This is a genomic window from Streptomyces sp. NBC_01454, assembly GCF_036227565.1.
Classification (GTDB): Bacteria; Actinomycetota; Actinomycetes; order Streptomycetales; family Streptomycetaceae; genus Streptomyces.
On the sequence record NZ_CP109460.1, the window covers coordinates 6,931,216 to 6,949,427 of the forward strand.

An 18,212-nucleotide genomic window follows, 5' to 3' on the forward strand; every position below is an offset into this window, starting at 1 on the left:
GTGCTCCCGTGTGACTTGGGTCAGCACCGTCCCCGTCGCCTACCTGGACGACCGGGCCGGTTCAGCGTGCGGGAACGCTCACCAGCGCACCGGCAGACTGCGTACGCCCCGGACTCTGATGCCCGGCAGCCAGTCGAGACCGGCCGGATCGATGTCGAGCGCCAGGTCGGGACAGCGGCGCAGCAGGGTCAGGAGCGCGACCCGGCTCTCCATCCGCGCCAGCCCGGCACCCAGGCAGAAGTGGATGCCGTGGCCGAAGGCGACGTGGCCACTGCGGGTGCCGGTCGTGCCGCGGTGGATGTCGAACGTGTCGGGTCGCTCGAACTGCGCAGGGTCACGCCCCGCCGCCGCGATGCTGACCAGAACCGTCTCCCCGGGCGGGATCTTCGTGTCGCCGTAGCTGACGGTGTCGGTGGTGAACCGCTTGGTCGACGTCTCCACCGGGCCGTCGTAGCGCAGCATCTCCTCGACCGCCTGGTCGATCAGACCCTCCGGGTCGGTACGCAGCGCCGCCAGTTGTTCGGGGTTTGCCAGGAGCGTGCGTACCCCGTTGGTGATCAGGTTGGCCGTGGTCTCGTGACCCGCAACGATCAGGATGAACACCATCGAGTGCAGCTCGGCGGCCGACAGGCGGTCGTTGTCCTCCGCGGTTGTCCGCAACAGCGAGGAGATCAGGTCGCCGGTCGGCGTAGAGCGGCGCTTGTCCTCGATCAGGTTCTTCAGGTAGTCCGTCAGGGCCATCCCGGCCTGCGCGAAACCCCGGCTCTTCCACCAGGCTATGGTGCCTGGTTCGGCCGGCACCAGAACCCGCTCCGTCCAGCCGCGGAAGTCCTCCCGGTCGGCGAACGGGACCCCGAGCAGTTCGCAGAGCACGGTTATCGGCAGCGGGGACGCCAGCGCCGAGACCAGGTCGGCTCGCCGCCGCCCGGCCACCATCTCATCGAGGAGACCGTCGGTGATCTCCTGGACGCGCGGGCGCATCGCCTCCACCCGGCGTGCGGTGAACTCCCGCGAGACGAGCCGCCTCAGCCGCGTGTGGTCCGGCGGATCGGTGATCAGGACGTGCCGCTCGTCCTCGCTCGGCGGTTCGAGGGACTTGGCCAGACGTGGATCGGCCAGGGCCGCCCGGGCCTCGTCGTAGCCGACGATCAGCCAGAACCGGTCCCCGTCGGCCAGGACAATCTCGTGCACCGGCCCGGCCTCGCGCAGCCGGGCGTAGTAGGGGTACGGGTCGGTGAAGAAACCGGGGCCGTATGCGCTCAGGTCGACGGTCACCATACGGAGGACGCCGTCTCTTCGTGCTCGGGGCGGCCGGCCGGATATTCCAGGCCGGTCAGGTAGTCGAGGCCGGCCAGCGGCTGGTCGGTGAAGAACCGCAGCACCAGGTCGGCCCAGTCGGCATTGCGTTCCAGGAAGGACATGTGGCAGGTCTCGCGAATGGTCGTGAACGCCGCGCCGTCGATGCCGGCGGCCATCCTCCGCTCCAGGTCAGGGGGAGCGAGCTCGTCGTGCTCCCCGGTCACGCACAGGGCGGGTATCCCGGAGATCCGGCCCGGTAGCGTCGCCGGATGGTCGACCAACCGCTGGACGACGGCGAGGTACCGCACCATTTCAGCCTCCGACGCCGTGCTCAGATGGTCGATCAGAGCGCGCCGGACGGCCTCCCGATTGCGTACGGTCCGGGTCGGGTCCCCGTTCACGCACATTTCCACCATCTTGCGCCCGAATTCGTCCGCCCGGCGCAGCCCCAGCCAGTGTTCGAGTTCGACGAGCCCGCGACGCGCGGTGTCGCCCCACTCCGCGCCGGTGAGCATCAGCCGCGCGATCCGCTCCGGGTACTCCTGGGCGAACCGGTGCGTGGGCGCGGTGCCCAAGCTGACGCCGAGCAGGTTGATGCGGGGCAGATCCAGTTCGTCGAGCAGATAGGCCAGCGCGCCGGCGTCGAAGTCGTATCCGACGGTCCGCGGCACCGGATCGGGCGAGTACGAGCCCGGCGGCTCCATGCAGATGACGGTGGCCGAGTCGTGCCAGTACTTGTCGTAGCGGTGGTAGCTGCGGATGTTCTGGAACGCCGCGCACAAGACGACTATCGGCTCGGTGACCGGTGCCGGGCACTCAAGGATCCGGCAGGCGAATTCGTAGCCCTGGTACGAGAATTGCCTGACCTGTTCGGCCGCAATGCTGTCGGCCATGGTTGCGTTCTCCGATCCGCCGGTGATCCGGCACAGTGAGGGAATTGCCGGCCCGCGGGCGACGTCCACGCTGACCTGCTCGACCGTCCTCCGGGCGTACGTCGGCAGGTAGACCAGCGGATGCCAATCGGCCAGTGGAATAAGGAGTGATGGGGGGCGAGGCCGGATTATGCGGTGACTTCTTCGACGGTTTCGGCCGACGGTGCGCGCGGTTTGCGGCCGAATACGGTCAGCACCAGTGCGGCCACGACGAGCGCTGCGCCGGCGGCGACGGGCAGCGAGGGCCCGGAGAAGTCGAGCAGCACCCCGGTCAGCGCCGCACTCAGCGCGCCGCCGCCCGCGGTTGCCGTCGCCATCCAGCCGAACGCCTCCGCCCTGCGGTCCTCCGGGGACGCCTCGGCGATCTGCTCGTAGGTAGCCGCCAGAGTCGGCGCGATGGCTGTCCCGCCGAGGAACAGCACCACGACGATCAGCCAGAGGGGCACCGTACCCAGAACAGGCGGGAGCAGGACGGCGAGCGCGGCCATCCCGGCGGCCATCCCGGCGACCCGCAGCGCCCGGGGCAGTCCCCGGGCAAAGGTGCTCAGCGCGAACCCGCCGGCCAGCGAGCCGGTCGTCCAACAGGCGGTCAGCACCCCGGCCAAGGCGGGACGGCCGATATTCTGCGTCCAGGCCACCACCGACAGGTTGACGGCGAAGATCGCGGCCGTGACCAGCATCGAGATGACGACCACCCGGACGAAGGGCCCCTCGGTCAGCAGGGACCGCTGGGCGAGCCGCTCGCCGCGCTGCGGCAACGGCTCGCCGCCCAGGCCGACGCGGCCGAGCGCGGCGGCGAAGACGAGGGCCGAGACCAGGGCCAGCAGCGCCGTGACACCGACCGCCCAGTACGGCCCGGCGACGGCGACGACCAGGGAGGCGAGCAGCGGCCCGGTGGTGGTGATCACCTCCGACGCGGTCGCCTCAGCTGTGTAGAGCGCGGGGGTCAGCTCCGAGCCGACGATCTTGGGCCACACCGCCCGGCTGATCTGCGACACCGGCACGGCACTGAGCCCGGTCACCAGCGCGACGACCACGACCACCGGCCACCCGGACGCGGGCATCCTCGCCGCGAGCGTCACGATCACGGCCAGGCCTGTCGCGTAGCCGACGCCCGTGATCACCAGCAGCCGGCCGGTCGAGCCGCGGTCCGCCGCCCGCCCGCGCAGGGGCCCGGCCGCGGCCTGTCCCAGGGTCAGTGCGCAGCCGACCAGGCCGACGACGACGTAGGAGTTGCTCCAGCGCACCAGCATCAGCGACAGCGCGATCGGTAGAGCCGACACATTGAGCCGGCCCAGCATCGACCAGAGGAACAGCTGGGGCAGACCGGGAACCCTCATCAGGTCCTTGACGCCACTCATCGGTTGAGACACGTGGAGTCCTTCCTGGAAGGTCAACGTGAGGCCCCTGACTCAACCAGAGCCGGCGACGGGCCAGAACCCCTACGGGCCCCTAGGAGCGTGTCTCAGTAACGGGCAACCCGCCTGGGATGCGTGATCGGCGGAATGCGGTTGTGGTTGCCCGGCTGTGTCTGTCGAGGCCGGTGGTTGGGGCTGCCGGTCCGAGAACCGGCAGGCGCCACTCTCCTCGGGCGCCGTTCCCGAAGACGAGACAACTGAGGGAGTGCAGGTCACGCGGTCGGGAGTGGGCCATGGGGAAGGAGAACCCACAGCCGGGGCGGGGCATCCATGGTCCTGACGTTCCGGAACTCGGAGAGGGAACTCACGACTTCCGTGGTGAGGCCGGCTCGTTCCCGTTCCCCGGAGCGGCTGACGGAAGCGGTTGCGTCAGCCGCTCCGGCACACCGCGAGCCACCGGGAGGCGGAGCGGCAACTGAGCGCTCCACCACATCAGTTGGCCCCGTTCAGAGGTGTCGGAGGGTGAATTCCGCGTGGGCGTATGCCCCGCCCTGCAGGGCGTTCTCGTTCTCCGGTGCGTCTTCACAGGGCCGCTGTCACCGCCGCGGCGTCGCGCAGGTCGAGCTGCCGCACCTCCTCGGCCGGCGACCGCGCTTCGAGGGGGCACGGTCGACGAGCACCAAGCGCTCCGCCTCGCCCCGCAGACCGGCCCGCACCGCCGACCCGATCCGCCCGGCCGCACCCGTCACCACCACAGTTCCCAGACCTGTTCCCATGGCGGCCACCCTGCCGCACCCCACTGACAGTCCGGGCGCGGAAGGCCCCGCGGAGGGCCTCGCCGGGACGGCACGGGAGACCGCACCGGCGCACGCCGCCCAGGAACCAGGTGGCTCCCCTCCCGCCGCTCCCCGCCTCCGCCGCTCCCCGGCTCGCACGCCATACTGGGGGCATGGCCTTGATCAACCCCAGCATCCTGTCCGCGGACTTCGCCCGGCTCGCCGAGGAGGCGAAGGCGGTCGAGGGCGCCGACTGGCTTCATGTCGATGTGATGGACAACCACTTCGTCCCCAACCTCACCCTCGGCGTGCCCGTCGTCGAGTCGCTGAGCAAGGCGACGCGGACGCCCCTCGACCTGCATCTGATGATCGAGGACCCGGACCGCTGGGCGCCGCAATACATCGAGGCGGGGGCCGGTTCGGTCACCTTTCACGTGGAGGCGGCGGCCGCGCCGGTGCGGCTGGCGCGGGAGATCCGGGCCAAGGGGGCGCGGGCCTCGATGGCGCTGAAGCCGGCCACGCCGATCGAGCCGTACGAGGATCTGCTGCCCGAGCTCGACATGCTGCTGATCATGACCGTGGAGCCCGGCTTCGGCGGTCAGGCGTTCCTGGACATCATGCTGCCCAAGATCCGCCGCACCCGTGAGCTGATCTCCCGGCACGGTCTGGAGCTGGGGCTCCAGGTGGACGGCGGGGTCTCGGCGGACACCATCGAGCGCTGCGCGGAGGCGGGCGCCGATGTGTTCGTGGCGGGCTCGGCGGTGTACGGCGCGGACGATCCGGCCAAGGCGGTCCGTGATCTGCGGGAGAAGGCCGAGGCGGCGACCGCGGCGGCCGGCTGGGGACGGGGCTGCGCGCACTGAATTCCCGGAGCCGGGGGCGGGCGGCCCGGCCGCCGCGGGCCGCGGAGCGCCCGCCGTGGTGCGGCCGTGCCGTCTCTTGCCCGTGGCGCCACCGAGCGTTCACATGGGTCGGGGCGGTCATGGTCCCCGTTGCCCCCGGGTTTCTGAAAGGATGAGCAAAGACTCGATCAGATGCGCAAAAGGGGAGAATTTCGTGGTAGCCAGCCGCCCACAGTCCGGAATGGGCCCTGCCGAGCTGGTGCAGGCTGCGGCCATGGCCCGCCGTTTCTATCTTGAGGGAAAGTCGAAGATCCAGATCGCGGAGGAGTTCGGCGTCAGCCGGTTCAAGGTCGCGCGGGTACTGGAGACGGCACTGGAACGTGATCTCGTACGGATCGAGATCCGGGTGCCCTCCGAACTCGACGCCGAGCGCTCCGACGCCCTGCGAGCCCGCTACGGCCTGCGGCACGCGGTGGTCGTCGAGTCGCCCGCGGACGCTCCCCCCGCCTTCGGCGTGCAGAACCCGCCCGATGACGCCGCCGACCCGGAGAACCTCGGCGAGGTGGCCGCCGATCTGCTCGGCGAGCTGGTCAACGAGGGCGATGTGCTCGGGCTGGCCTGGGGTCGGTCCACCATCCACATGGCGGCCGCGCTGCACCGCCTCCCGCCGTGCACCGTCGTGCAGTTGACCGGTGTCTACGACGCGGGCACCGCCGACCGCGGCTCGGTCGAGGCGGTGCGCCGCGCGGCCGATGTCGCCGGCGGCGAGGCGCACCCGATCTACGCGCCGATGCTGCTGCCCGACTCAGCGACCGCCGAGGCCCTGCGCCGGCAGACCGGCATCGCCCGCGCGTTTGACTACTTCGACAAGGTCACCGTCGCCTGCGTCTCCATCGGCTCCTGGGAGCCGGGCGTCTCGACCGTCTACGACATGCTCTCGGAGCAGGAGCGCGAGCACTACGCCTCGCTGGGTGCGGCCGCCGAGATGTCGGCGCACCTCTTCGACGCCGAGGGCCGCCGGATCGGCCGGGACCTCGGCGAGCGCTGCATCACCGTCGAGGCGGACCGGCTGCGCCGTATCCCGGAGGTCGTCGCCATCGCCGGCGGCCGGCGCAAGGCCGACGCGATCGGCGCGGTCCTGCGTTCCGGGCTGGTGACCAGCCTGGTCACGGACACCGCCGCCGCCGACCACCTTCTGCTGGAGACCGGCCCCGGGCCGCGCCCCGCACTGGACCGCGCGGACCCTGACGGCGCGTGACCCGCGCCGGGGCGTGAGGCGGCGCGGGCGGCCGCGGCAGCCGCCGCGGCGCGGCCCCGGCCCCACCCCGCTGCGGTCACCGGCGAGCGGCCCGCGCGGGCCTGTGACAGCATCGGCGCCATGGTGATCCGCTCCGCGGCGCCCCGCGCCGCCGCTGTCCTCGGCGCGCTGCTCGCCGGGCTGCTCCTGGTCCTGACGGGGTGCGCCACGAGCGGTGCCGGCAACGGGAGTTCGCCGGGATCGCCGGGTTCCACCGCCACGGCCGCCGCCGGTTCGCCGGGTGCCTCCGGGGTGCCGTCATGGGCGCGGGGCATGCCGGTCGTCGGCGTCGCCCGGCTGCCCGCGCAGGCGCGGGACACCCTCCGGCTCATCGATGCCGGCGGCCCCTTCCCGTACCGGCAGGACGGCACCGTCTTCGGCAACCGCGAGCGGTTGCTGCCCCGTCAGCCGCGCGGTCACTATCACGAGTACACGGTCCCCACGCCCGGTTCGCCGGACCGCGGCGCCCGCCGGATCGTCACCGGCGAGAGCCGCGAGACCTACTACACCGACGACCACTACCGGACCTTCAAGGCGGTGCTCCGATGACGGGTTCTGTGCCCCGGCCGCTCGCGGCGGTGCTCGACGGCAGTACGCCTCCCGGGGTGCTGCCCTGGCCCGCGGAGCGCTCGGTGGCCGAGGCGCTGGCCGCCGCCGAGCACGCCGGCTGGTCGGGGACGACGCTGGACCTGGACGGGGTCGCCGACAAGGAAGCGTTCATGGACCGGTGCGCCCGCGCGCTGCGGCTGCCGGACTGGTTCGGGCGCAACTGGGACGCCCTCGCGGACTGTCTGACCGATCTGTCCTGGTGCCCCGCCGGCCGCGGCCGGCTGCTGGTCGTGACGGGCTGGCAGGGCTATGCGGCCGCGGCGCCGGAGGACTGGAGCGTCGTCGAGGGCATCCTGGCGGACGCGGTGGGGTACTGGCGGGACACGGCCACCGGCCTGGCCGTGATCATGGTCAGGTGCCGGGCCCGGCAGGGCGCCTAGCGGCGGGTTCGTGCCCCGACCTGCGCGGGCGCCGGACGGCCCTGCCGCAGGGGCCGGGACGCCGGCGGAGTGTCCGGCGCGGTCTCGGCGCACCGGTCGCGCGGGACCGGTTGGGGGATCGCACACACGACTGACAATTCCCTCAGACAATCATATGAGCCCTGGTCAGGGCCCGTATCCTGGCCGTATGCGATTCCTGAATCCGAAGAACGGCGCGCTCGAAGAGAGTTCTTCGGTGCCCTACGACCTGACCTACGACGATGTGTTCATGGTGCCCGGCCGCTCCGCCGTGGGCTCCCGCCAGGGCGTGGATCTCTCCTCGCACGACGGGACCGGTACCACCATCCCGCTCGTGGTCGCCAACATGACGGCGATCGCCGGCCGCCGGATGGCCGAGACCGTTGCCCGCCGTGGTGGCCTGGTCGTCATCCCGCAGGACATCCCGCTCGATGTCGTCACCGACGTCGTGACCTGGGTCAAGCGCCGCCATCTGGTCCTGGACACCCCGATCGTGCTGTCCCCGGTCGCGACCGTCGCCGACGCGCTGGCGCTGCTGCCCAAGCGGGCGCACGGTGCGGGCATCGTCGTCGAGGGCGGCCGCCCGGTCGGCGTGGTCACCGAGCACGATCTGGCCGGCGTGGACCGCTTCACCCAGGTCGCCGAGGTCATGTCGCGGGACCTGCTGGTGCTGGACGCCGACATCGACCCGCGCGAGGCCTTCAACCGTCTCGACGCCGCCAACCGCAAGCTCGCGCCCGCGGTCGACGCCGACGGCATGCTGATCGGCATCCTCACCCGCAAGGGCGCGCTGCGCGCCACCCTCTACACCCCCGCCACGGACGCCGACGGCAAGCTGCGGATCGCGGCCGCCGTGGGCATCAACGGCGATGTGGCCGGGCGGGCGAAGTCGCTGCTGGACGCCGGTGTGGACACGCTCGTCGTGGACACCGCGCACGGCCACCAGGAGTCGATGATCAGCGCGGTCAAGGCGGTCCGCGCACTGGACCCGCAGGTCCCGATCGTGGCGGGCAACATCGTCGCCGCCGAGGGCGTCCGCGATCTGATCGAGGCCGGCGCGGACATCATCAAGGTCGGTGTCGGACCGGGCGCGATGTGCACCACCCGGATGATGACCGGCGTCGGCCGGCCGCAGTTCTCCGCGGTGCTGGAGTGCGCCGCCGAGGCCCGCAAGTTCGGCAAGCACGTCTGGGCCGACGGCGGGGTGCGCCACCCCCGTGATGTCGCGATGGCGCTGGCCGCCGGTGCCTCCAACGTCATGATCGGCTCGTGGTTCGCCGGGACCCTGGAGTCGCCCGGTGACCTCCAGCACACCGCCGACGGCCGGCCGTACAAGGAGAGCTTCGGGATGGCCTCCGCGCGTGCGGTGCGCAACCGCACCAGCGAGGAGTCGGCCTACGACCGGGCCCGCAAGGGACTCTTCGAGGAGGGCATCTCCACCTCCCGGATGTTCGTCGACCAGGCACGCCCCGGTGTCGAGGACCTGATCGACACGATCATCGCGGGCGTCCGCAGCTCCTGCACCTACGCGGGTGCCGGCTCCCTGGCGGAGTTCGCCGACAAGGCCGTGGTCGGGGTGCAGAGCGCCGCCGGCTACGCCGAGGGCAAGCCGCTGCACGACAGCTGGAACTGACCGCCGAGGGGCCGTGAGCGCCCCCGCACGCCGCTGACCGGCCCCGCACCGACCTGGTGCGGGGCCGTCCGGTATGTGGACTCCTCGGCCCCGGAGGACGGCATAACCGGAAGCGGCCGTTACGATCTGACCCTGGCGCGCAACGATCCATCGTCCACCGCGCCGGTGCGCAATGATCATCCGTGGTTACGCAAGGAACCTGCATTACGGCAGGTCAGCGGCGGCCCGTAAGGTCAAGCGCTGTACGTGGAGTGGCGGGGACCGCCTGCTCGGCGGTCTCCTGCTGCGGCGTGTTTCGGCATGCCCTTGTACCGACCGCTGCCGGTCGTCGCCATCCGTACGTCATTGATCGGCAGCGAAAAGGAGCCACCCCAGTGTTGGAGCACGGCGCAGCCCCGCCCGCAGGGGCCAGCGACCCCCGACCGCCCTCCTCCCCAGGACTCGGCACCCGGCTGATGCGGCGCAAGCCCGTCGAGCGCCTGGTCTCCGAGGGCGGCAAGGGGCAGGGGGGAGAGCTCCGCCGCTCCATGGGCATGTGGCAGCTGACCATGATCAGCATCGGTGCCACGCTCGGCACCGGCATCTTCGTCGTCCTCGGCGAGGCCGTGCCGGACGCCGGGCCCGCGGTCATCCTCTCCTTCGTCATCGCCGGGATCACCGCGCTGTTCTCCGCGCTGTCCTACGCGGAGCTGGCCGGCTCCATCCCGGTCTCCGGGTCCTCCTACTCCTACGCGTACGCCACCCTCGGTGAGCTGATCGCCTGGGTGTGCGGCTGGTGCCTGATCCTGGAGTACGGCGTCTCGGTCGCGGCCGTCGCCGTGGGCTGGGGCCAGTATCTGAACGAGCTGCTCAACGGCGTCTTCGGCGTCACCATCCCGGCCGCGCTGTCCCAGCCGCCCGGCGACGGCGGGATCTTCAACCTGCCGGCGCTGGTGGTCGTGCTGCTGGCGATGGTGTTCCTGCTGGGCGGGGCCAAGGAGAGCGCCCGGGCCAACACGATCATGGTCGCCGTCAAGATCGTCGCGCTGCTGCTGTTCTGCGGCGTCGCCCTGCAGGGCGTGCGCTCCGGCAACTACGCGAACTTCATGCCGATGGGCATGGCGGGCGTCAGCGCCGCCGGCGCCACCCTGTTCTTCTCGTACATCGGCTTCGACGCCGCCTCCACCGCCGGCGAGGAGGCCAAGAACCCGCAGCGCGACCTGCCGCGCGCGATCATGCTCTCGCTGGTGATCGTCACCGCGCTGTACTGCCTGGTCGCGGCCATCGCCGTGGGCGCCATGCCCTGGCAGAAGTTCAAGGGCTCGGAGGCCGCGCTGGCCGGGATCATGAAGTCGGTCACCGGGCAGAGCTTCTGGGCGGTGCTGCTCGCGTTCGGTGCGGTGGTCGCCATCGCCAGCGTCGTGCTGACCGTGCTCTACGGCCAGACCCGCATCCTCTTCGCGATGTCCCGGGACGGGCTGGTGCCCAAGGTGTTCTCCAAGGTGCACCCCAAGAGCGGTGCCCCGCGCGTGAACACCGTGATCGTGTCGCTGTTCTGCGGAGTGCTCGCCGCGGCGGTGCCGCTGGGCCAGCTGGCCGACGCCACCAGCATCGGCACCCTGTTCGCCTTCGCGCTGGTCAATATCGCGGTGATCGTGCTGCGCCGCACCCGGCCCGATATGCCGCGCAGCTTCCGTACGCCGCTCTCGCCGCTCTTCCCCGCGATCGGCTTTGTGCTGTGCCTTTACATGATGGGCAGCCTCGACGTCGTGACCTGGGTGGTCTTCGGTGCCTGGATGGCCGTCGGCCTTGTGGTCTACTTCGGATACGGCTTGCGCCGCTCCCGATTGGCCACCGCAGAGAAGTGATCCACCCGCAGTGCGACTGAACGATCTCGACGAACGCATCGTCCACGCCCTCGCCGAGGACGCCCGCCGCAGCTACGCCGACATCGGCCAGGAGGTCGGGCTGTCCGCGCCGGCCGTCAAGCGCCGGGTGGACCGGCTGCGGGCGGACGGCGCGATCACCGGCTTCACCGTACGGGTCGACCCGGCCGCGCTCGGCTGGGAGACCGAAGGGGTCATCGAGCTCTACTGCCGCCGCAACACCTCGCCCGAGGCGATCCACCGCGGCCTGTCGCGCTACCCGGAAGTGGCGTCCGCCTCCACCGTCACCGGTGAGGCGGACGCCATCGTCCAGGTCTTCGCCGCCGACATGCGGCACTTCGAGCGGGTGCTGGAGCGGATCGCCGGCGAACCGTTCGTGGAGCGGACCAAGTCCGTGCTGGTGCTCTCGCCGCTGCTGCGCCGGTACGGCTCGGGGGCGCCGGGCTGACCCGGCCCGGCCCCGCCCGGCGGGTGCCGCCCCCAGGCCCCCGCCCTCATAGAACCCCGCCGTGCGGACCTCCGGTCCCTGCGGCGGGGTTTCCCGCGTCCGGGCCAGGCGCGGCGTCCAGGCCCTGAGCCGCCGGCCTGCCGCGGCCTTGACCAGCTCGTTGTCGGCGTGGCCGGCGGAGCGGAGGACCTCCCCGGAGCCGTCCGCCGGACCGTCGGTGTGGCGACCGGCCGCCACGGGCCCGGCAGACGCAACGAATCACCGCATATTCCCTTGAACGCGCAATGAATCGGTCGGCGGCACGCAACGGTGGCGCCTTGTCCCGGATCACCGGCGGACCGTACCGTCAATGCGTCCACCCGCACCGCCTCGCCGAGGGATCCCATGACGTCGCTGCACACCGCCCTGCTCCAGAGTTCGGGACGGCCCGGCGATGTCGCGCACAACCTGCGGATCCTCGATGACGCGGCCCGCGCGGCGGCCGCGACCGGCGCCGGACTGCTGGCCTGCCCGGAACTCTTCCTGACCGGCTACGCCATCGGCGCCGATGTCCACCGCCTCGCCGAGCCCGCCGACGGCGACAGTGCCGGGGCCGTCGCGAAGATCGCCGCCGCACACGGCATCGCGGTGCTCTACGGCTACCCCGAGCGCGCCGCGCGCGACGAGCGCGACAGCGCCGCGGTGTACAACTCGGCGCAGCTCATCGGCCCGGAGGGCGAGCGCCTCGCGAACTACCGCAAGACCCATCTCTTCGGCTGCTTCGAGCGCGAGTGGTTCACGCCGGGCGAGCGGGCCGTCGTCCAGGCCGATCTGGCCGGCCTCCGTATCGGCGTCATGATCTGCTACGACGTGGAGTTCCCGGAGAACGTCCGGGCCCATGCGCTGGCCGGCACCGATCTGCTGCTGGTGCCCACCGCGCAGATGCACCCCTTCCAGTTCGTCGCCGAGTCCGTCATCCCGGTGCGCGCCTTCGAGAACCAGATGTATGTGGCGTACGTCAACCGGGTCGGCGCGGAGGGCGAGTTCGAGTTCGTCGGGCTCAGCTGCCTGGCCGGCCCCGACGGTGTCGTACGCACCCGCGCCGGCCGCACCGAACAGCTGGTGTACGCCGAGGCGGACCCCGCCTTCCTGAAGGAATCCCGGGCGGACAACCCCTATCTGCACGACCGGCGGCCGGAGTTGTACGGCCCGCTGACCTGATCCGACCCGCCCGCACCCGACTGCTCAGCCTCCCCCCTCGTTCCCCCTCGCACCCCCTCGTTCCCCCACGCTCGCTCTGATCTGCCGCAGGCCGGTCCCGTCGGCCCCTGCTGCCCTGCCTGCTGTGCCCTGTCTGCAAGGAGTACGCCCCCGATGACGTCCACGGTGCCCACCGCCGCCCACCACGCGGATGCCCAGCCCCCGATCACCATGTTCGGCCCGGACTTCCCGTACGCCTATGACGACTTCCTCGCCCACCCGGCGGGTCTCGGCCAGGTCCCCGCGACCGAGCTGGGGAAGGAAGTCGCGGTCATCGGCGGCGGCCTCTCGGGGATCATCACCGCCTACGAGCTGATGAAGATGGGGCTGCGGCCCGTCGTCTACGAGGCCGACCGAATAGGCGGCCGGCTGCGCACCGTCGGCTTCGAGGGCACCCCGTCCGAGGCGGCGGGCCTGACCGCCGAGATGGGCGCGATGCGCTTCCCGCCGTCCTCGACGGCGCTCCAGCACTACATCGACCTGGTGGGCCTCACGACCAAGCCGTTCCCCAACCCGCTGGCACCGGAGACCCCCTCGACCGTCGTCGACCTCAAGGGCGAGTCCCACTACGCGCGCACGGTCGACGATCTCCCCGAGGTCTACCACCAGGTCATGGACGCCTGGAACGCCTGCCTGGAAGAGGGCGCGGACTTCGCCGACATGAACCAGGCGATCCGCGAGCGCGACGTCCCGCGCATCCGCGAGATCTGGTCCCGCCTCGTCGAGAAGCTCGACAACCAGACCTTCTACGGCTACCTCTGCGACTCGACGGCCTTCAAGTCCTTCCGCCACCGGGAGATCTTCGGTCAGGTCGGCTTCGGCACCGGCGGCTGGGACACCGACTTCCCCAACTCCATCCTGGAGATCCTGCGGGTCGTCTACACCGAGGCCGATGACCACCACCGCGGCATCGTCGGCGGCAGCCAGCAGCTGCCGGTGCGGCTGTGGGAGCGGGAGCCGGCGAAGATCGTGCACTGGGCGCCGGGCACCTCGCTGTCGTCGCTGCACGAGGGCGCCCCGCGGCCCGCGGTGACCCGCCTGAACCGCACCGCCGGCAACCGCATCACGGTCACCGACGCCGACGGCGACATCCGCACCTACGAGGCGGCCGTCTTCACCGCGCAGTCCTGGATGCTGCTGAGCAAGATCGCCTGCGACGACTCGCTGTTCCCCATCGACCACTGGACGGCGATGGAGCGCACCCACTACATGGAGTCCAGCAAGCTCTTCGTGCCCGTCGACCGGCCGTTCTGGCTCGACAAGGACGAGCACACGGGCCGGGACACCATGTCGATGACGCTGACCGACCGGATGACCCGGGGAACGTATCTGCTCGACAACGGCCCGGACGAGCCCGCCGTCATCTGCCTCTCCTACACCTGGTGCGACGACAGCCTCAAGTGGCTGCCGCTGGGGGCGAACGAGCGGATGGAGGTCATGCTGAAGTCGCTGTCGGAGATCTATCCGAAGGTCGACATCCGCAAGCACATCATCGGCAACCCGGTCACCGTCTCCTGGGAGAACGAGCCCTACTTCATGGGCGCCTTCAAGGCGAACCTGCCCGGCCACTACCGCTACCAGCGGCGCCTGTTCACGCACTTCATGCAGGACCGGCTCCCCGAGGACAAGCGCGGCCTGTTCCTCGCGGGCGACGACATCTCCTGGACGGCGGGCTGGGCCGAGGGCGCGGTACAGACCGCACTCAACGCGGTGTGGGGCGTGATGCACCACTTCGGCGGCGCGACGGATGCGGCGAACCCGGGTCCGGGCGATGTCTACGACGAGATCGCGCCGGTCGAACTGCCCGAGGACTAGCGTCCGCCCGTACGGCGGGTGAGCGGGTGAGATGCCGGGGTCACCGTCCATGGGGACGGTGACCCCGTCGTCGCTGCGCTCGAAGACGCCCTGCCGGCGGCCCGGGGCGTGACTGTGCGGACACGCCCTGGATCGCGGCGCCCGCGTACTCGTCCAGCGACCAGCCGGTGCCGAAGCCAGGGGAGACCCGGGACGCCGTACAGCCCCTGGGGGCGGGTTCGGGTGAGGACGGCCGCCGCGCCAGACGGGATCAGCCGGGCAGCGGAGTCAGCAGCATCCGTCCGACCAGGCCGACGCCGGCGTCGAGGCGTTCGGTGAGCTCCTCGGCGACCTCCGGCAGCCGGCGCACGCCCCACAGGGCGCGGGCCGCCACCCAGGCGCCGTCCCTGGCCTTGTCCAGGCTCCATGACCCGATCAGATGCGTCAGCGGATCGGCCACGTCCAGCACATCGGGGCCGGGCATCAGCCGCTCCCGGATCCGCTCCTCCAGGCTCGTCAGCACCCCGCCGACCCGCTCGAAGTCGCTCTCCAGCGCGGCCGGTTCGCACTCCAGCACCTGGCAGGTGTCCAGCACCGCCAGGGCCAGATCGTGGCCGATGTGGGCGTTGATCCCGGCCAGCGCGAACTGCAGCGGCCGCACCCCGGGGTGCCGGCGCAGCTGGAACAGCGGACGCCAGCAGGCCGGCGGCCGCAGTCCGGCGGTCGCGGCGTCCACCGCGGCGAAGTAGCGACGGGCGAAGCAACGGTCCAGCTCGCCGGCGGCCGACGGGTCCTGGAACGTGCCGTCCCCGATGCGCCCCGCCACCGCCTCGGTGACGGCCAGATAGACGCCGTTGAAGACGGCCACACCGTCCTCGGCGGGCAGTGCCGCGGCCAGCGCCCGCATCCGGGCCAGCACCTGGGCCAGCTCCGCGGCCGCCGCGGCTCCCGCGTCGGTGGGTGGCCTCGCGGCGGGCACTTGGGCCGGGTCCGGCCGCCGGTGGACGTCATGGTGCGGGGCGGGGTGCGGAGTCATCGTCATCCACTCAGCGTGACAGTGTGGTGACGGTTCGGGCAGGGCCGCGGCGGCCGTTGACCGATACGGGGTAACGGACGGCGCGCCCCCTTGTGGGACGCAGCGGGACGAAACCGGCTGCCGCGCCCGTGGTCCGGGGCCGGGTGGACGCGGGGCGTTGCCTTCGGTTTTGTCCGCGGCCAAGTGTTCGGCTATTACTCAATCGGCTCTGTGACGTGCAGGGCGTCGCAGAGATGGAGCGTGATCATGGCGAGCTTCGGGTGGAAGCTGCACGGGGACGGCAAGCACCTGGGGCCGGGCGAGGTGGTCAAACCCGGGGAGCGGCTGACATGGGGCCGGACGATCGGGCTCGGCGCCCAGCACGTGGTCTCGATGATCGGCGCTTGCTTCGTGGCCCCGGTGCTGATGGGGCTGGACCCCAATCTCGCCTTGATGGCCTCCGGTGTGGCGACCGTGCTGTTCCTGGTGATGACGCGCGGGCGGATTCCCAGCTACCTCGGCTCCTCGCTCTCCTTCGTCGGGGTGTCCGCGGTGATCGCCGGCCAAGGGGGCGACGCGGGCACCCTGACGGGCGCGATGCTCGTGGTGGGCGCCTGTCTGGCCGGCTGCGGCATCGCCATCCACGTCCTCGGGGCCCGGGTCATTCACGCGGTGCTCCCGCCCACGGTGACCGGCGCAGTCGTCATGCTCATCGGCTTCAACCTGGCGCCGGTGACGGCCAGTACGTACTGGCCGCAGGACCAGTGGGCGGCGCTCGCCACGATGCTCTTCACCGGCCTCGCGCTCGTCGTACTGCGGGGTTTCTGGTCGCGCATCGCGATCTTCCTGGGCCTGGTCTTCGGCTATGTGCTGTCCTGGGTCCTCGACCGGACCGCGGGGCAGATCCATTCGGTCAACGGCTCGGGCAAGCTCACGGACCACTGGCGCATCGACTTCACCGGGGTCGCGAAGGCCGACTGGATCGGCGCTCCCACCTTCCACGCGCCGAACTTCTCGGCCTCCGCCATCCTCGTCGCGCTGCCCGTACTGGTCGCGCTGATCGCGGAGAACGCCGGGCACGTCAAGGCGGTGGGGGAGATGACCGGCGATTCCCTGGACGACAAGATGGGCATGGCCGTCCTCGCCGACGGCACGGCCACGGTGCTCTCCACCGCGGTCGGCGGCCCGGCCACCACGACCTATGCCGAGAACATCGGCGTGATGGCCGCGACCCGCGTCTACTCCACCGCGGCCTACTGGGCGGCCGCCGGCTTCGCGCTGCTCTTCGGCCTGTGCCCGAAGTTCGGCGCGGTGGTGGCCGCGATCCCCGGCGGGGTGCTGGGCGGCATCACCGTCATCCTGTACGGCATGATCGGCCTGCTCGGCGCGCAGATCTGGGTGCGGAACAAGGTGGACTTCACCGTGCCGTTGAACCTCATCCCCGCCGCCGCGGGCATCATCGTCGCCATCGGCGGCGTCTCGCTGAAGTTCACGGCCCACTTCGAGCTGAACGGCATCGCGCTCGGCACCCTCATCGTGCTCACGGGCTACCACGGTCTGCGATGGCTCTCACGGGCGGCCGGCCAGCGGCACGAGCCGCTGCTGGACGGCGGAACGGCCGCTTACGGAGATGCGGAGGGGCCGTCGTCCGACTGAGGCCGGTGGGATCGCCGAGCGGACGCGGCGGCCGGTCGCACTCCCGTCCGCGCTCCCGCCCGTACCCCGGCCGTCAGGCCGCGGGAACGGGCACCAGCCGGTAGGCGTCTCCGTCGGTGATCACCCGGCCGGCCGTGGGCGGGGGGAAGTGGGTGCCCAGCACGAGGGTGTCCGTGTCGGCGAGTGAGCCGAGCAGCCGGCGGCGCGAAGCCTCGGACTGCGCCGGGTCGATGTCGACGCAGGAGCCGATCGTGGGGTGGGCGAACTGGACGGGGTGGTGGATGCAGTCGCCGGTGATCAGCGCTGTCCCGCCCGCGCTGGTGAGCTGGACGGCGATATGGCCGGGGGTGTGCCCGGGGGTGGGCAGCAGACGAAGTCCGGGGGCGATCTCGACGCCCTCGGCCGGGACGTCGACCGTATCGAGCAGTCCGGCCTCCTCGACGGGGGTGACGGAGTCACGGAACATCTGCTCGCGCGGTGCGTCCATGGCGTAGCCGGCCCAGAATTCCCGCTCGGCGCGGGAGGTGAGGTACCGGGCGTGGGGGAAGGTGGGGACCCAGGCGCCGTTCACTTCACGGGTGTTCCAGCCGACGTGGTCGGTGTGCAGATGGGTGAGGATCACCAGGTCGACGGAGTCCGGGGGGAAACCGGCGGCGGCGAGGTCCTCGAGGTAGCCGGTCCGCAGGTGGTGCCAGGCCGGATTGGCGCGGGTCTTGCCGTTGCCGATGCCGGTGTCGACCAGGACCCGCAGTCCGCCCGTGTGGAAGGCGAAGGTGTGGCTGGCGATACGCAGGACGCCTTCGTCGTCGGTGAAGTCGGGGCGCAGCCAGTCGTGTCGGGCGGTCACCTGCGGGGTGGCCTCGGGCAGCAGCCAGGCCCCGGTGGCGGGGGGTAGCAGGACTTCGTCGATGCGGTGCACGGTGACGTCGCCCACGGTCCAGGAGGGGGCGGCGGATGCCGGTGGAGTCTGCATGTCCGTCATTTTTTCTTTCAGAGTCTCTTTGTCGTTGGGGGGCGGCGGAAGTCGCCGTCGTCGTGCAGGGCCCGGCGG

At 71.4% G+C, this 18,212-nt stretch carries 15 protein-coding genes; 10 read left to right on the plus strand and 5 right to left on the minus strand.

Features of this window, described 5'->3' with window-relative positions; translation table 11 throughout:
• Positions 1-78 precede the first annotated feature (78 nt).
• The 3 genes from OIU81_RS30680 to OIU81_RS30690 form a co-directional block, all read right to left on the minus strand.
• Positions 79-1,278, minus strand: a complete 1,200-nt coding sequence (locus OIU81_RS30680) for a cytochrome P450 family protein (RefSeq protein ID WP_329153026.1) — start codon at positions 1,276-1,278, stop codon at positions 79-81.
• Positions 1,272-2,192 carry an alpha/beta fold hydrolase gene (locus OIU81_RS30685; protein ID WP_329153027.1) on the minus strand — a complete coding sequence of 307 codons (921 nt, stop codon included), beginning with the start codon at positions 2,190-2,192 and terminating at the stop codon, positions 1,272-1,274. Before OIU81_RS30685 ends, OIU81_RS30680 begins: the two co-directional genes overlap by 7 nt.
• Positions 2,193-2,359: 167 nt before the next feature.
• The gene (locus OIU81_RS30690; protein ID WP_329153028.1) at positions 2,360-3,604 is read right to left on the minus strand and encodes an MFS transporter; all 1,245 of its coding nucleotides are present in this window, start codon (positions 3,602-3,604) and stop codon (positions 2,360-2,362) included.
• A gap of 934 nt (positions 3,605-4,538) precedes the next feature.
• Between OIU81_RS30690 and rpe the strand changes: the two genes are divergently transcribed.
• The 9 genes from rpe (at position 4,539) to OIU81_RS30735 (ending at position 14,511) form a co-directional block, all read left to right on the plus strand.
• Entirely contained in the window at positions 4,539-5,228 is a 690-nt protein-coding gene (gene rpe / locus OIU81_RS30695) for a ribulose-phosphate 3-epimerase (RefSeq protein WP_329153029.1), read from the plus strand.
• A 220-nt stretch (positions 5,229-5,448) separates the two neighbouring features.
• Positions 5,449-6,465 (plus strand): sugar-binding transcriptional regulator, encoded by a 1,017-nt coding sequence (locus OIU81_RS30700; protein WP_329155468.1) that lies wholly within the window; start codon positions 5,449-5,451, stop codon positions 6,463-6,465.
• A 120-nt stretch (positions 6,466-6,585) separates the two neighbouring features.
• Entirely contained in the window at positions 6,586-7,053 is a 468-nt protein-coding gene (locus OIU81_RS30705; RefSeq protein WP_329153031.1) for a ribonuclease domain-containing protein, read from the plus strand.
• On the plus strand, positions 7,050-7,493 hold the full coding sequence (locus OIU81_RS30710) for a barstar family protein (protein ID WP_329153033.1): 444 nt from the start codon (positions 7,050-7,052) through the stop codon (positions 7,491-7,493). Before OIU81_RS30705 ends, OIU81_RS30710 begins: the two co-directional genes overlap by 4 nt.
• Positions 7,494-7,680: 187 nt before the next feature.
• On the plus strand, positions 7,681-9,144 hold the full coding sequence (locus tag OIU81_RS30715) for a GuaB1 family IMP dehydrogenase-related protein (protein ID WP_329153035.1): 1,464 nt from the start codon (positions 7,681-7,683) through the stop codon (positions 9,142-9,144).
• A 374-nt stretch (positions 9,145-9,518) separates the two neighbouring features.
• The gene (locus tag OIU81_RS30720) at positions 9,519-10,991 is read left to right on the plus strand and encodes an amino acid permease (protein WP_329153037.1); all 1,473 of its coding nucleotides are present in this window, start codon (positions 9,519-9,521) and stop codon (positions 10,989-10,991) included.
• 10 nt (positions 10,992-11,001) lie between these two features.
• A complete protein-coding gene (locus OIU81_RS30725; protein ID WP_189097113.1) occupies positions 11,002-11,457 on the plus strand; it encodes an Lrp/AsnC family transcriptional regulator in 456 nt (151 codons plus the stop codon).
• A gap of 384 nt (positions 11,458-11,841) precedes the next feature.
• Entirely contained in the window at positions 11,842-12,657 is an 816-nt protein-coding gene (locus OIU81_RS30730) for a carbon-nitrogen hydrolase family protein (RefSeq protein WP_329153041.1), read from the plus strand.
• 153 nt (positions 12,658-12,810) lie between these two features.
• On the plus strand, positions 12,811-14,511 hold the full coding sequence (locus OIU81_RS30735; protein ID WP_329153043.1) for a flavin monoamine oxidase family protein: 1,701 nt from the start codon (positions 12,811-12,813) through the stop codon (positions 14,509-14,511).
• 250 nt (positions 14,512-14,761) lie between these two features.
• Here OIU81_RS30735 and OIU81_RS30740 read toward each other — a convergent pair whose 3' ends face one another.
• A complete protein-coding gene (locus tag OIU81_RS30740) occupies positions 14,762-15,526 on the minus strand; it encodes a DUF5995 family protein (RefSeq protein ID WP_443074171.1) in 765 nt (254 codons plus the stop codon).
• A 246-nt stretch (positions 15,527-15,772) separates the two neighbouring features.
• Between OIU81_RS30740 and OIU81_RS30745 the strand changes: the two genes are divergently transcribed.
• Complete coding sequence (locus OIU81_RS30745) at positions 15,773-17,161, plus strand: uracil-xanthine permease family protein (protein WP_329153045.1); 1,389 nt, start codon at positions 15,773-15,775, stop codon at positions 17,159-17,161.
• A gap of 73 nt (positions 17,162-17,234) precedes the next feature.
• Here OIU81_RS30745 and OIU81_RS30750 read toward each other — a convergent pair whose 3' ends face one another.
• On the minus strand, positions 17,235-18,134 hold the full coding sequence (locus OIU81_RS30750) for an MBL fold metallo-hydrolase (protein ID WP_329153047.1): 900 nt from the start codon (positions 18,132-18,134) through the stop codon (positions 17,235-17,237).
• Positions 18,135-18,212 lie beyond the last annotated feature (78 nt).